Annotated in this window: 11 protein-coding genes; 3 read left to right on the top strand and 8 right to left on the bottom strand. The window is 62.4% G+C overall.

The features are described 5' to 3' along the window. Positions 1 to 54: 54 nt before the first annotated feature. The 7 genes from GCT19_RS14880 to GCT19_RS14850 all read right to left on the bottom strand — a co-directional run bounded on the left by GCT19_RS14880 (position 55) and on the right by GCT19_RS14850 (position 7,878). On the bottom strand, positions 55 to 945 hold the full coding sequence (locus GCT19_RS14880) for a TauD/TfdA dioxygenase family protein (protein WP_018437262.1): 891 nt from the start codon (positions 943 to 945) through the stop codon (positions 55 to 57). A 152-nt stretch (positions 946 to 1,097) separates the two neighbouring features. After that, a complete protein-coding gene (locus GCT19_RS14875; protein ID WP_018437263.1) occupies positions 1,098 to 2,051 on the bottom strand; it encodes an ABC transporter substrate-binding protein in 954 nt (317 codons plus the stop codon). Between the two features lie 20 nt (positions 2,052 to 2,071). Continuing rightward, complete coding sequence (locus GCT19_RS44620) at positions 2,072 to 3,880, bottom strand: amino acid ABC transporter permease/ATP-binding protein (protein ID WP_152852359.1); 1,809 nt, start codon at positions 3,878 to 3,880, stop codon at positions 2,072 to 2,074. Positions 3,881 to 3,899: 19 nt separating this feature from the next. After that, positions 3,900 to 5,273 (bottom strand): LLM class flavin-dependent oxidoreductase, encoded by a 1,374-nt coding sequence (locus GCT19_RS14865; protein WP_152852358.1) that lies wholly within the window; start codon positions 5,271 to 5,273, stop codon positions 3,900 to 3,902. A gap of 38 nt (positions 5,274 to 5,311) precedes the next feature. After that, positions 5,312 to 6,313 carry an MsnO8 family LLM class oxidoreductase gene (locus GCT19_RS14860; protein ID WP_018437266.1) on the bottom strand — a complete coding sequence of 334 codons (1,002 nt, stop codon included), beginning with the start codon at positions 6,311 to 6,313 and terminating at the stop codon, positions 5,312 to 5,314. A gap of 43 nt (positions 6,314 to 6,356) precedes the next feature. After that, positions 6,357 to 7,286 (bottom strand): ABC transporter substrate-binding protein, encoded by a 930-nt coding sequence (locus GCT19_RS14855; RefSeq protein ID WP_152852357.1) that lies wholly within the window; start codon positions 7,284 to 7,286, stop codon positions 6,357 to 6,359. A 40-nt stretch (positions 7,287 to 7,326) separates the two neighbouring features. Next, on the bottom strand, positions 7,327 to 7,878 hold the full coding sequence (locus GCT19_RS14850; protein ID WP_013091118.1) for a GNAT family N-acetyltransferase: 552 nt from the start codon (positions 7,876 to 7,878) through the stop codon (positions 7,327 to 7,329). Between the two features lie 350 nt (positions 7,879 to 8,228). Here GCT19_RS14850 and GCT19_RS14845 point away from each other — a divergent pair, with 350 nt between their 5' ends. From GCT19_RS14845 to GCT19_RS14835, 3 genes are all read left to right on the top strand, one after another. Continuing rightward, positions 8,229 to 10,208 (top strand): PhoX family protein, encoded by a 1,980-nt coding sequence (locus tag GCT19_RS14845; RefSeq protein ID WP_018437269.1) that lies wholly within the window; start codon positions 8,229 to 8,231, stop codon positions 10,206 to 10,208. A gap of 511 nt (positions 10,209 to 10,719) precedes the next feature. Continuing rightward, positions 10,720 to 11,682, top strand: a complete 963-nt coding sequence (locus GCT19_RS14840; RefSeq protein ID WP_152852356.1) for a catalase family peroxidase — start codon at positions 10,720 to 10,722, stop codon at positions 11,680 to 11,682. Positions 11,683 to 11,983: 301 nt separating this feature from the next. Continuing rightward, positions 11,984 to 12,772: a hypothetical protein gene (locus GCT19_RS14835; protein ID WP_152852402.1), complete on the top strand. Its 789-nt coding sequence runs from the start codon at positions 11,984 to 11,986 to the stop codon at positions 12,770 to 12,772. Between the two features lie 137 nt (positions 12,773 to 12,909). Here GCT19_RS14835 and GCT19_RS14830 read toward each other — a convergent pair whose 3' ends face one another. Beyond that, positions 12,910 to 14,325 (bottom strand): carboxymuconolactone decarboxylase family protein, encoded by a 1,416-nt coding sequence (locus GCT19_RS14830; protein WP_227749263.1) that lies wholly within the window; start codon positions 14,323 to 14,325, stop codon positions 12,910 to 12,912. Between the last annotated feature and the right edge of the window lie 42 nt (positions 14,326 to 14,367).

Below are 14,367 nucleotides of genomic sequence, written 5' to 3'. Positions count from 1 at the left end.
GAAACTCCAGTCGGCGTACGGTGTGATGGGTGTCGTTGTGATGGAAAGCGTCGCTCAGCGCGGCACGTCGCCCTCGATCGTCGTGCGATACAGCTTGCGGCGCAGGTGGTCGGGCGTGCCGGCGGCGAGGTGCATCAACGAGCGGTTGTCCCAGAACACCATGTCGTGCTCGGCCCACCGATGCCGATACAGATGCTCGGGCCGCACGCTGTGCGCGAACAGTTCGTCGAGCAAGGCGCGGCTCTCGTCTTCCGGCAAACCGATCACGCGCGTCGTGAAGTGCTCGCTGACGAACAAAGCCTTGCGCCCTGTCTCCGGATGCGTGCGCACGATCGGATGCACGACCGGCTTCACCTGCGCGATCTGCTCGGCCGACAGATTCGGCCGCCACGGGCTGCGCTTCTGCAGCTCCGCGTATTTCGCCAGGTACGTGTGCTCCGCGCTGCGCCCTTCCACCGCGCTGCGCAGATGCGCGGGCAACGTATCCCACGCCAGATGCATGTTCGCGAACAGCGTATCGCCGCCTTCGGCCGGCAGCTCCTGCGCGTGCAGCAACGAGCCGAGGCTCGGCTTTTCCTTGTACGACAGGTCGGAGTGCCAGTAGTGGCCGGCGTCGCCGAGACCGACCGGCTTGCCGTTCTCGATCACGTTCGATACGACCAGCACCTCGGGATAACCTGCCAGGCCAAACTGATGCAGCACGTGAATCTGCAGCGGACCGAAGCGGCGGCTGAACGCGATCTGCTGCTCCGGCGTGATGCGCTGGTCGCGAAACACGAGAACGTGGTGGTCCAGATGCGCGCGGTGGATGCGCGCGAAATCGTCGTCGCCGAGCGGCTGGCCGAGATCGAGGCCGAGCACTTCGGCGCCGAGCGGCGCATCGAACGCGCGAATCTCGAAGGATTGCGTCGGGGTAGCGGTAAAAGCAGCGGCGGTAGTCGTCACAGGCGTCTCTTCGTCGAAACTAATCAGCGGGCGCCGAACGGCGCGGTCAGTGCGACGAATGTACCGGCCCGCGCGAGCAATGCCAACGAAGCAAATCCGATACGGTTATCTGCTGGAGTGATAAACCCGATGCTGCAATGTCCTTCGACGCATCAGAACTTCGGCAAACCCGGCGGATTGCTTTCGGAGCGCGCCAACGCTTCCGACTCGATACCCCAGTGCGCGAGCGACCGCTGATAGACGCCATTCGCGATCAGTCCGTTCGTCGCGACCGTCAGCGCATCCATCAAGCCGCTGCCCTTGCGTGTGGCGATCGCCACATCCGCGCGCGCCGGCCAGCCGGCGTTCAGCGTACCCACCTCGCGGATCGCGCCGGTAGTGGCCGCATCGTAGGCAAGCGGCGCGTTCGGGTTGAATACGACGTCGGCGCGGCCCGACAGCAACGCGATACGGCTCGCGGCGTCATCGTCGAAGTACTGGAACTCGACCGGCTTCAAACCCTTCGCGATGTTCTGCCGGTTCCATTCGAGGATGATCTTTTCCTGGTTCGTGCCCGAGGTCGTAATCAGCCGGAGGCCCGCAATATCCTGTGGCTGCGCAATCTTCCTGATCGGACTCGCGGTTTTCACATAGAAGCCGTGCAGACCTTGCCGGTAAGTCGTGAAATCGAACTTCTCCTTGCGCTGCTCGGTCACGCCGACGTTCGAGATCACCGCGTCGTACTTGCCCGAGGTGAGGCCGAGCGGCCAGTCGGCCCATGCGATCGGCACGAGGTTCAGCTTCAATCCAAGCGAATCGGCGATCAGTTGCGCATAGTCGGCATCTGAGCCGACGACGGTACGCGCATCGGTCGCATAGGTCGCCGTCGGCGGCAAGTGTGGCGAAATCGCGACCGTGAAGTTGCCGTCGTTCGCAAAGCGATAGTGGTTGCCGATAGCCGCGATCGCTGCCGGATTCTTCGGCACGCGAATGCGGCCCGGCTGCTCCGGGCTCAGGTCCACCGTGCCGTGCGGCGCCTGCGCCGCGTGTGCTACGTCGAGCGCGTTGCGCACAAGCAGCGCGGCGAGCGCCGTACCGGTGAGAATGAATTGTCGTCGATTGGTCATTGAGAGGGATCAGTCTGCATTCACAGGACGCGTGACAGAAACTCGCGCGTGCGCGCATGGCGCGGTTCGTTCAATACTTGCGCGGGGGGGCCCGACTCGATCACGCGTCCGCGATCCATGAACACGATCGTGTCAGCCACTTCGCGCGCAAAACCGATCTCGTGCGTGACGATCACCATCGTCGTGCCGGAACGCGCGAGCGCCTTGATCACGTCGAGCACTTCGTTGACGAGTTCGGGATCGAGCGCCGAGGTCGGCTCGTCGAACAGCAGCACCTTCGGTTTCAGCGCCAGCGCGCGCGCAATCGCCACGCGCTGCTGCTGCCCTCCCGACAACTGACGCGGCCACGCATGCGCCTTCGCTTCGAGACCGACACGCGCGAGCAGACTGAGCGCAAGGCTCTCCGCTTCCGCGCGCGACAGACGTCCCAACGCGACCGGCGCCTCGATGATGTTTTCCAGCACGGTCAGATGCGGGAACAGATTGAAGCTCTGAAACACCATGCCGACCTCGACGCGGCGTCGCAGGACCTCTTTCTCCTTGAGCTCGTACAGCGTATCGCCGTCGCGTCGATAGCCGATCAGCTCGCCGTCGATATCGATCAGGCCACAGTCCACGCGCTCCAGATGATTGATAGTGCGCAGCAGCGTCGATTTGCCAGAGCCCGATTGACCGAGAATCACGGTGACGCTGCCGGGGCGCATCGTCAGCGACACGTTGTCGAGCACCTTCAGCGTGCCGAAGCTCTTCGATACCTGCTGGATCGTGATGCGTGCGCCGTCGCGTTGATCGGCCCAGCGTTGATCCAGGGAGGCGGAGGCGCCTGCACGTGCATTGTCTTTTGCATCTCCAAACGGCTCGACGTGCGCAACGTCGCCACCGCGCGCAATGCCCATGCTTTTCAGCAGCGCGCCGAAAGCGGACGGCACCGCGCTACGCTTCACGCCGCGCGAGAAATGCCGCTCCACATAAACCTGGATCGCCGACAGCACGGTCAGAATGATCAGATACCAGACCGTCGCGACCATCAGCAGCGGAATCACTTCGAGATTGCGTCGATAGATGATCTGCACCGTGTAGAACAGCTCCGGCATCGCGAGCACATAGACCATCGACGAGCCCTTCGCGAGCGCGATCAGATCGTTGAACGCGGTCGGCACGATCGCGCGCATCGCCTGCGGCAGCACGATGCGCCGGGCCTGGCGCTCGCGCGGCAAGCCGAGCGCGGCGGCCGCTTCGAGCTGACCGTGGTCGACCGACTGAATGCCGCCGCGAATCACTTCCGCCGAAAACGCCGCGTGATTGAGCGTCAGGCCGAGCACCGCGGCTAGAAACGGGCTGATCAGCTCGGTGGTCGGCACATCGAGAACGACGAGGCTCGTGAAAGGCACGCCTAGATGCACCGTCTCGTACAGATAGCCGAGATTGTTCAGGATCAACAGCAGCACGATCAGCGGAATCGAGCGAAACAGCCACACGAACGCCCACGCGCAGCCCGCGAGCAGCGGCGAACGCGACACGCGCGCGAGCGCGATCGGGACGCCGAGCGCGAAGCCGAACGCCGCGCCGAGCGCGGTCAACAGCAGCGTGCGGCCGAGCCCGGACAATACCGGCTCGGACAGAAACCATTCCGCGAAGACATTCCAGCCCCAGCGCGGATTGCCCAATACCGATTCGAGCACGGTGCCAATCAGTAGCACGGCCGCCACGGTACCGGCGAGGCGCGCGCGGTTCTTCGCGGGCACGATGCGATAGTCGGCGCGCTCGCGCAACGCGTCGGCGTGCGCGGCGGCGAGTTGCGGATTCGCGAGTTCAGCGGTGTCGTTCATCGTCGTCTGCTCCGCGCTCTCAGGCCACGGCAGCCGCGTTGGCCGTGTCGGCCGGGTCTGCCGGGTCTGCCAACCCCGCCGCCGCCGCCGCATAGCGGCTCGCCTTGCGTGGTAAACCGAGATGATCGCGCAACGTCGAACCCGTCAACGTGCGCTCGTAGCGCCCGCGTCGTTCGAGTTCGGGTAGCACGTAGCGCACGAAATCGTCGAGCCCCTGCGCTTGCACCGCGAAGCCGAGGATGAAACCGTCGGCCGCGCCGGCGTCGAGCCAACGGATCAGCTTGTCCGCGATTTGCGCGGGCGTGCCGAGAAAATGCGTGCGCGGCGTCGCGACTTCGAGCGCGACCTCGCGCAATGTCGAGCCCTTCCTGCGCGCTTCCGCCTTGATGCGGTCGGTGGTCGAACGGAAACTGTTGCGGCCGATCTCCCCTAGCTCGGGGAACGGTTCGTCGAGCGGATACCGCGTGAAGTCGTGATGATCGAAATAGCGGCCGAGATAGGCGAGCGCTTCGTCGATCGTCAAAAGCTCGCGAATCGCGCGGTATTTCGCTTCCGCTTCATCGACTGTCGCGCCGACGATCGGGCTGATGCCGGGGAAGATCTTCACGTCGTCGCGGCTTCTGCCATGTTCGACCGCGCTGTCTTTTACGCGCTGCGCGAATGCGCGCGTTTCTTCGATCGACACCGAATGCGTAAATACCGCGTCCGCATATTTGCCGGCGAGCGCGATGCCGGCGTCCGACGAGCCCGCCTGGAAAATCACCGGCTGCCCCTGCGCCGAGCGCTGGATATTGAGCGGCCCCGCCACCTGGAAGAACTTGCCCTCGTGGTCGAGCGTATGCAGCTTGTCCCGCTCGAAGAACACACCACGCTCACGGTCGCGCACGAACGCGTCGTCGTCCCAGCTATCCCACAGGCCTTGCGCGACGCTCAGGTATTCGTCGGCGATCTCGTAGCGCAGCGCATGTTCGGGATGCGAGCCGCCGTAGTTCTTCGCGGTGCCTTCGAGCGGCGTCGTGACGACGTTCCAGCCCGCGCGCCCGCCGCTGATCAGATCGAGCGAAGCGAACTGGCGCGCAACGGTGAACGGATCGCTGTACGACGTCGACACGGTGCCCGCGAGCCCGATCTTCGACGTGACCGTCGCGAGCGCCGACAGGATCGAGATCGGTTCGAAGCGGTTCAGAAAGTGCGGAATCGATTTCTCGTTGATGTACAGACCATCGGCGACGAACGCGAACGCGATGCCGTGTGCCTCGGCTTTGCGCACCGTATCGACGAAGAAGTTCAGGTTCACGCTCGCATCGGCGGGCCCGGCCGGATGCTTCCACGAATTCATATGGCTGCCGGCGCCCTGCAGCATGATGCCGAAATTGAGTTTGCGATGGCTCATCGGATAGTCCGCCAATCGTTGAGTGTTCGTTGGAAAGATCACGCGTAGGCCGGCTCGATCGTGCTGCCGAGCAGCTCGACCGAGCGCAGGCGCGCCGGATAGTGTTGCAACGGCGAATCGATGACGAATTCGTCGATGCCGTAGCGGCGGCTCAAGGCGTCGAGCTGGTCGCGTACATCGTCGGCCGTGCCCTTGACGACGTGCGGATGGCGCTCTTCGATCGTGTAGCCGCTCGCGCCCGCCTGGCGCGCGTATTCTTCCGCGGCTTCGGCCGTCGCCAGATTCAGGCTTTGGCCGCTGGCCAGTTGCAGCCTGAAGATGCGCAGCGGCCCGGTGAGCCGCTCGGCTTCGTCGCGCGTCGCCGCGGCGACCGCGTACAGCGCGAGCAGTGGCGCGCGGCCGCTCGCAGCGCGGTAGGTCTGCACGGTGCGCTCGATGTTCGCCTCGTCGCCGTTGAAGTGTCCGGCGTAGCAGAACTGCCAGCCCTGCTTTGCCGCAAGCGCCGCGCTATCCGGACTGCCACCGAGCAGAATGCGCTCCGGCAGCGTCGGCGGAGCCGGAAACGCGAGCGCACCGGCGAGCGCATGGTCCGGTTCGACGCCCGCGCCGAGAAACGCATCGAGTTGCGCAAGCTGCGTGTTGAAGCCGGGCTTGTTTTTCTTGTCGTGCAGCCATTGCAGCGCGCGCGTGGTCTGCGGCAGTCCGCCGGGCGCCTTGCCGATGCCGAGATCGACGCGCCCGGGCGCGAGCGCCGCGAGCAGCCTGAACGTCTCGGCGACCTTGAACGGGCTGTAGTGCTGCAACATCACACCGCCCGAGCCGACGCGAATCCGCGACGTATGCGCGAGTACGTGCGAGACGACGATCTCCGGCGCCGAACTCGCGAGGTTGGATGCGCCGTGATGCTCGGCGATCCAGAAGCGTTTGAAGCCGAGCGCTTCGGCGCGCTTCGCGAGCGAGACCGTGAAGCGCAACGCCTCGGCCGCGCTCGCACCGGCGGCAATCGGGCTTTTATCCAGCAGCGATAGCGAAAAGGTCATGGGATGGCAGATCGACGAAGAAAGATCAAAAGCGCTGACGCACTCAGGATTTCGGCAATCCCGGCGGATTGGTCGCGGCCTTGTCGATCGCTTCGGAGCCGAGATTCCAGCGCTCGAGCACCGCGCGATACTGGCCTTTGCCGATCAGATCGTTCAGCGCGATCGTTACCGGCGCGGCGAGACCGCTGCCGCGGCGCGTCGTCACCGCGACTTCAGCGGTACGCGGCCAGCCGCCGCTGACCGTGCCCACCTGGCGCGTCTTGCCATGCGTGGCCGAGTCGTAGAGCAGCGCCGCGTTGACGCTGAAGATCGCGTCGGCACGCCCCGATTGCAGCGCCACCGATTTGACCGCATCGTCGTCGTAGTACTGCACCTGGATCGGCTTCAATCCATGTGCGACGTTCTGCTTGTCCCATTCGAGCAGGATCTTTTCCTGATTCGTGCCGGCGTCGGTAATCACGCGCAGGCCCGCGACGTCCTTGGGTTCGCGGATCGATTTGATCGGGCTATCGGTCTTCACGAAGAAGCCGACCTCGTCGCGCCGGTAGGTCGAGAAGTCGAACTTCGCCTTGCGCTCCTCGGTCACGGTCACGTTCGAAATCACCGCGTCGACCTTGCCGGACGCGAGCGCGAGCGGCCAATCCGGCCACGCGAGGATCACGACATTGAGCTTGCGGCCGAGGCTGTCCGCGACGAGTTGCGCGAGATCGGGATCGAAGCCGACCACGGTCTTCGCATCGGTTGCATAGGTGCTGATCGGCGGATGCGCGACGACGATGCCGACGGTCAGCTCGTCTTTCGCGACGAATGGGAAGTTGGCGGGCACCGCCTTCGTCGCGGCCGCATCCTGTTCGGCACGGACGCGGCCGTGCTGGTCGGGACTCAGATCGAAACCGGTCGCGGCGAACGCGTTGCCGCTGACGTAAAACATGACCGCCAACACGAGCGACGACAACTGTAGACCTGTCTTCATGTGATATCCGTTGAAGTGTGAGGAGATAGGAGTGCGCCCTTTATCGGGCAGCCAGATCGGCGTCTTTCGCGCGCAGGTCGTCGAGCGTGTCGAGGCGTTGCGGCGCGAGCAGGTTCTTGCCGAAGCGAAGATGCACGTGCACTTCGGGAGGCAACGCGGTATCGAACAACTTCGTATAGCCGGTTCGTTCGTACAGCGCCCATGCTTCCGGCTGTTTGAAGCCGGTAGTCAGATAGATGCGCGAGTAGCCCTGCGCGAGCGCACGCGCTTCCAGTTCCTGCACGACCTGTCGCGCGAGTCCCTGGCGGCGCAGATCGTCACGCGTCCAGATGCGTTTGAGTTCCGCCGTACGCGCGTCATAGCGCTTGAACGCGCCGCCGCCGATCGTCTCGCCGTCGCGGACCAGCAGAATGAATGCGCCGTGCGGCGGTGCGAACAGGTCGGCCGGATAGCGCGCCATCTCTTGCGCGGCGGCCGCGCCGCCGTCCTTTCGATAATCTTCGTAGCGGCTCGCGTATTCGTGCAGCAGCGCGTCGAGCAGTGGTTGCGAACGGGGATCGAGCGGCGTGGTGTCAACGACGAGAGTGCTCATGAACGATCGACACGAGGTCGTCGGATAGTCAGGAGCTCATACGATAGCGTGCAGCCGCTTTGCGGCTAACCAAGCAATTTCTCTATCTTTATCTGGTCTCGCGATTGGCTGCGATCGCGGCAAACGCGCTGCAATTGCGTATCGAAACGCCCATGTCACGTCGAGATGCATATACACGTACGCGCGAAGGATACCGGTGACCTACGTCAGCACGGTCCGCCGAACACATTACAGGCTGCTGTCAAATACTTTTCATATTCATTCCATAAAGTAACGCGTCAATCCGGCGCGCCATGGTCATCCCGATCCTGAGTCCCCGGTACATCCCCACAACAAGGAACCAGGAGAACATGGTGCAATCATTCGACTACTCACGCCGCAGGGCTCTCAGGATCATCGCAGGCGCGCCGATGCTGCCCCTCGGTGCATCCGCCGCGACAACGCTTCTCGGGGGCTGCGGCGGCAGTAGCGACCTTGCAGCGGGCAACACGCCCGCCCCCACGGCAGCGACCTTCACGGCAGCGTCGTTCGCCGGGATGGCAGCGCCCTCGCTGGCGAATCCTGCTGCGATGGCGGCGACCACGGTCGGATCGACGCTGACCACGCGGTACAGCGACGGCAGCAGCCGTACCTACAAACTCGCGTATCAGCCGTTCTTCGTGACGGGCGACACGGTCGTCAACACGACGGGCGGCGTGATCGTGGCAGGCGGGTATTTCGACATCAACAACCAGCCGATCATGGACACATCGGTACCCGGCAAGGAGCGCCAGTTCTTCTCCGACTGCCCGGACGGCACCTCGCTGATCCGGCTCGACAAGCCGGTGGTGAAGGGCGTCAAGGGGAACGCGGTGTTCGCTGTCGTGCAGTTCGAATACGCGACGCGCGACCAGACGGAAACCGCCGCGGGCGACATGTACGGCAAGTTGCCGTCGCCGATTGCCGTGCTGACGCTCGATCAGGACCCGACGACCGGCAAGCTCACACTGGTCAGCTATTCGAACGTCGATACATCGGGCGCGCATGGATTGTGGATCACGTGCGGCGCGAGCCTGTCGCCGTGGAATACGCATCTGTCGAGCGAAGAGTACGAGCCGGATGCCGCGACGATCGCGACGAACACGCAGTTCCAGGCGTACAGCCGGAATCTGTACGGCAGCGCATCAGCGGCGCGGCCGTATCACTATGGCCATCTGCCGGAAGTGACCGTGCATCCTGATGGCACGGGGACGGTCAAGAAGCATTACTGCCTCGGCCGCATCTCGCATGAGCTGATTCAGGTGATGCCCGACAAGCGCACCGTGCTGATGGGCGACGACGCGACCAACGGCGGCCTGTTCATGTTCATCGCGGACAAACAAGCCGACCTGTCGGCGGGCACGCTGTACGTCGCAAAGTGGGCGCAGAGCTCGTCGGCCGGTGCCGGCGCCGCGACGCTGACATGGCTCAAAATCGGTCACGCGACCAGCGATGAAATCGAGGCGCTCGCCGATACGCTGACGATCACGGACATCATGGACATCGTCACCGACGAGAAGAATCCGCCGACCGATCCGACGTTCACCCGGATTCACTTCGGCGGCAAATTCAACTGGGTCCGCCTGAAGCCTGGCATGGAGAAAGCCGCCGCATTTCTTGAGACGCACCGCTACGCCGCACTGCGCGGCGCGAGCATGGGTTTCACGAAACTCGAAGGTACGACGGTCAACGCGAAAGACAAGATTCTGTATTCGGCCATGTCGCAGATTACGGCGTCGATGGTGCGGGGCAATGACCATTCGACCGATGTCGCGCTCAACAAGGCCATTACATCGGGCGCCGTCTACGCGCTGAATATGAAGGGCGGGCAGCGCGATCTCGACGGCGCCGCGATTGACAGCGAATGGGTTCCCATCGATATGGGCGCGCCGGCTGAACTGGTTGGCGAAGACCTGGCGAGTGCGGACGGTCTCGGTAATACCGCGAATCCGGAGAAGATCGCGAATCCGGACAACCTGAAGTTCTCGGAAAAGCTGCGTACTCTGTTCATCGGTGAGGACAGCGGCATGCATGTCAACAATTTCCTGTGGGCTTATAACGTCGACACGAAGGCGTTGTCGCGCGTGCTGTCGTGTCCGGCAGGTGCGGAGTCGACAGGGCTGCATGCCGTCGACGAAATCAATGGCTGGACCTACATCATGAGCAATTTCCAGCATGCGGGCGACTGGACTTCCCTGCACTCGAAAGTGCAGGCCACGCTCGATCCGCTCGTACGCGCGAACTACCGGAATCGCTTCGGCTCAGCGGTCGGTTATCTGACGGCAGACCCGACATCGATCAAGCTGGTGTGACGGCGAGGTTCACGGGGATTTCCCCAAAGGTTTGGTTGTGAGGACCATTGATGGCGCTTTGAGCCAGTACAAGGCACGCATTGCAAGCGGTTCATCGTCCCCTCTTCGGAGGGGATTTTTTTTGGTTCGTCGTAAAAATGCCCCCGTGAAGGAGCTTCAGCTAATTCGTGCGATACCACGGCATAGCGGGCAGCTTTACTCGTGGGGCCGAGCGGATGAAGTCCGAGTTCGCGTCCGCTCTGCATGCGAACGCAGGTAGCAGTCAATGCGCTGTCGCACATTGGAAAGCCGTTCTTGCTCCGGAAAATACCTGGCTGTCGAAGGCTGGTTTTCACCTATGCTTACGTAATTTTACGGCGGGTAGCAAGCGGCGCGACGCGTTGTGCAGCGCTGTGCATCGGAGTCTCGTCGAAGGGCGTGACGGTTGACTTGATGGCGCATGCGAAGCGCGACGTGAACCGGTCCCTTGCTCTTTGCGCCCTGAAGTCATTCTGACCATGGAGTCTTTGCGATGAGCCAGTCACCAATCGAAGATTCGAACCCGGCATTAGACGGAAAAGAAAGTGGTGCCACTCCCATTGCCATCGTCGATGCTCTCAAGAGCGTGGCTGGCAATCCACCGAAAGTCCGTGCGAGCTTCGCAAAAGGACAATGCGTGCGCGGCCGTTTCGAACCCACCGTTGATGCTGCGACGATCACGCGCTCCGCGAGTTTTACTCACGCCTCGGTTGTGCGTGGGCGGTTTTCCATGGGAGGCGGCAACCCGAATGTAGCGGACACAAACAAACTCGTCTTGCGTGGACTTGCGCTCCATGTCGGCGAGGGTGCGGAGTCATCCGACCTGCTCGTGGAGAATGCACCCGTCCACTTCGCCAAATCGCTCGATCAGATGCTTGGCTTTTTACGCGCGCGTTTCCCAGGCTCCAACGGGCAGCCTAGTCCGGAAAAGGTCAAAGAATTTTCCGAGGCCAATCCTGAGACGTTGAATCAGGCAAAATACATCGCGGCGCGTTCCTTACCAGGCAGTTTTGCTGGAACCACCTATTGGGGCGTACATTCGTTCAAGGCCATTAATGTGCTCGGTGAAACTCGCCTGATCAAGTTTAAAGTTGTGCCGGCCGCCGGAGAATTTTTCGTAGAAAACGAGGAGGCTAATGCACTCTCCGCGGACTTTCTATTTCAGGATCTGGCGGAGCGAATCGGGCATGGCGGTGTCCGGTTTCATGTGCTGGCTATTCTGGGGCAGCCAGGCGATCCGACGGAGGACGTTACGCAGAGGTGGCCGAACGAGGACGACCGCGAGGCGGTCAAGCTGGGTACGATCGTGATCGATGCACTCTCGGACGATGAGGCGTGTGACGCAACGTTCTTTAATCCATCGAACCTCGCCGACGGCATCATCCGTCCAACCGACGAAATCTTTGCAGCTCGCGCCCAAGCCTACGCGGATTCGCTTGCCAGACGCCGTAGGTAACCATCGGGAAACCTACCCGACGACAATGGACAGCTTCACATTCATTGTGTCCTACCCTCAGTACCGGACGCGCGCTCGCGGAACGTCGACAGGCCGAACACGGGGGTAAACGCACGAGTCGCGCTTTTTGCGTGACCGGCAAGTCTCAGGCTGGCGCGCAACGCAACAGGGGATTGCTGAACTGACGAAGAACGGATCGAGCCGGTGCCTACGGCCGCTGTCGCGCGGTCGAGTTGACCATGCAAGGCTTTGCGATAGACTGCCATGATCCTGGAGGAGTGTCGTGGCTGATCTTAAAACTATGCTGGTCCGTTCGAATGTCGCTTGCGCCCTGGTTTGCATGTCGCTGCTGGCGCACGCCGAGACGTCGGCAGACCCGGCCGCTGTTCCCAATGCGACTGAGCCTGAAATTTCTGCCTCTGCAGATGTCCTGTCGACTCGGCCTTTCGTCGGCGACGACCCGGTTGCCATCAGGGACGCTTTGGCGGGCCAGAGCTTGAATACCAACTCGCCTTCGTTGAGCGATCGCATCAGGAAGCTGATCCACGTCCCGGTCCTTAAGGCGCCAAGCGGGCTCGACTCGACGAAAGCCAGTCTCGGGCGCGACCTGGCTTTCGTCGTACCTGCGCCCTACGGAATACGATATCAGTCAAAGACGCACCTGTTGACGGTAGACATCGATCTGTCCGATGACAACAATCCGGGAGCGATCCTACTCAAGAAAACCATCACCGGACAACGCGGTCGCGGGCTTGTGGTGGCGCCAGAGGCGAAGGCCAAGGGGTACATCCAACATATCGATCTGATTGAGCTCAAGTCGGGCGAACGGAGCAAAACCAGGGTTCACGGACGCGTGACACTCTCGCAGACGGCGTTCCACGAAGCGAATGGAGACTTCGCGATTGTGCTGATGTGTAGCATGGCGCCGCCTTACCTGACCGACCGACGCGAACATAGCGATCCCACCAACGACGAGCCCACAGACATCACAAAAAGAACCTCGACCCTCTACACCAACATTCACGCCATCTGGCTGGTGAGCCCGCAGCGGGGTATCGTGCTATCGAAGAAGCTGCATCTGTCGAAGTAAAGAAGTAAAGAACCGTGAATTGTTTTTCGCGCGGCAGACGCCGCTACCTGGGAGTAGCGGCATTGAAAGTTAGCGTGAGATAGCGCCACCGATGGTGCCGCCGTCGGACCGGCCGCGTGTCCGAAAGCGTGTGGCATTCATTGCCGTTCTCCCGCCCCTTGTTGGGCGTGATCGCTGCGCTTTCTGAATTCCTCGCCGACGACACGCATGCTTTCCTCGACTGCGGGATATCCGCGATACGGAAGGACGTTTAGCAGCGTTTCGACGATTTCCGCCTGCGTCGCGCCCGCCGTCAGCGCCGCATTCGCATGGACCCGCAGCGGCGTCTCCGTCGCTTTGCTTGCCACCGCGGCGAGCGCCGAGCATGCGGCAAGCTCGCGCGTCTTCGCGTCGAGCCCGGCACGGCTAAAGATGTCGCCGTAGGAGTGCTCGACGATCGCGCGGCCGATATCCGGAGCCAGGTCGTTGAAGCTGTTGACCACGGCCTCGCCCGCCTGGGCAGAAGTCCTCGCGAGTGTCGCCAATCCGCGTTCGCTGCGAGCCTTGCGAGTTTCGGAGACGATTGCATTCGCGCTTACCCGGCCACCTGCCCCTTCTTTCTCTTTCTGCTCCGGCTTGGTGAACACGGCGTCCGCAACGCCAAAGGCATTGAGCGCGCTCGGGAACCCGGCATATACGGCCAGTTGCATCAGGGCTTCGGTGATCTCGGCGCGGGACAGGCCCGACTCGAGCCCGGCTTCGATATGAAGGCCGAGCAGATCGCTGCGATTGCCGGCTGCCGCAAGCATCGAGATGCTCGCGATCTGTCTTGCCTTTGGATCGAGTCCTTCGCGAACGAAGATCTCACCGAACGCGAACTCGACCGACCAGCGGGCGAGCTCGGGTGAAGTGCTTGCCAGCTTTTCCACGTACTTCTCCGGATTGGCCATCAAACCGTCGAGTACCTCGAGACCCCGCTGATATCGCGCAGTGCCATCGTCGGACACCGGGGCGATCGGATCGAAAGCCAGACCGCGCTCCCGAAAGATCTCGCGAACGATACCTACTGCGTTGATCGAGACCGGAAACCCAAGGATGGCAATCGCCAGGAACAGCATTTCGACCAGTTCCGCGGGCTCGCCGCCGGCATTGAGGAAGCCGGTCATGTGATATTTCAGTTGCGGTTGCACGCTGCCATGGGCCATCAGCGCGGCAACGGTCGCGATCTGGCGAAGGCCCAGGTCGAGCCCCGGCCGCGACAGGATGTCTCCATAGGCAAATTCAACCGTGAGTCGTGCCAAATCCGGGGCAACCTGCGCCAGACGGTTAACAGGGATATCGTAGCCCGCGCCACCGATCCTCTTCAGCACCTCGATACCGCGGGTAAAACGTTCTGCGCTGGTTTCGCCAGCGGATGCGCCCAAGAGGGCCGTCATGCCTGTCGTAGATCCATTCATCTGTGTTTTGCCATCGGTGATTTGTCGACCCGCTTCAATCGGCGCGAAAGCGGCTGCTGCCAGCGTTCTGGCTGCTGTGATCCTCTGCAGAATGCCACTGCGCTTGCACGTATCCATGTCTGATTTGCTCCTTCTCGAAGTCCGCGGAATGGAGCATAC

Source organism: Paraburkholderia atlantica, from assembly GCF_009362785.1.
GTDB classification, from domain to species: Bacteria; Pseudomonadota; Gammaproteobacteria; order Burkholderiales; family Burkholderiaceae; genus Paraburkholderia; species Paraburkholderia atlantica.
This window is presented reverse-complemented; position numbering and strand designations above follow the sequence as displayed.

Bases quoted from the DNA above. Each gene is read 5' to 3' on its own strand.
- GCT19_RS14875 (WP_018437263.1), bottom strand. From the start codon at position 2,051: ATGACCAATCGACGACAATTCATTCTCACCGGTACGGCGCTCGCCGCG.
- GCT19_RS44620 (WP_152852359.1), bottom strand. From the start codon at position 3,880: ATGAACGACACCGCTGAACTCGCGAATCCGCAACTCGCCGCCGCGCAC.
- GCT19_RS14865 (WP_152852358.1), bottom strand. From the start codon at position 5,273: ATGAGCCATCGCAAACTCAATTTCGGCATCATGCTGCAGGGCGCCGGC.
- GCT19_RS14860 (WP_018437266.1), bottom strand. From the start codon at position 6,313: ATGACCTTTTCGCTATCGCTGCTGGATAAAAGCCCGATTGCCGCCGGT.
- GCT19_RS14855 (WP_152852357.1), bottom strand. From the start codon at position 7,286: ATGAAGACAGGTCTACAGTTGTCGTCGCTCGTGTTGGCGGTCATGTTT.
- GCT19_RS14850 (WP_013091118.1), bottom strand. From the start codon at position 7,878: ATGAGCACTCTCGTCGTTGACACCACGCCGCTCGATCCCCGTTCGCAA.
- GCT19_RS14845 (WP_018437269.1), top strand. From the start codon at position 8,229: ATGGTGCAATCATTCGACTACTCACGCCGCAGGGCTCTCAGGATCATC.
- GCT19_RS14840 (WP_152852356.1), top strand. From the start codon at position 10,720: ATGAGCCAGTCACCAATCGAAGATTCGAACCCGGCATTAGACGGAAAA.
- GCT19_RS14835 (WP_152852402.1), top strand. From the start codon at position 11,984: ATGCTGGTCCGTTCGAATGTCGCTTGCGCCCTGGTTTGCATGTCGCTG.
- GCT19_RS14830 (WP_227749263.1), bottom strand. From the start codon at position 14,325: ATGGATACGTGCAAGCGCAGTGGCATTCTGCAGAGGATCACAGCAGCC.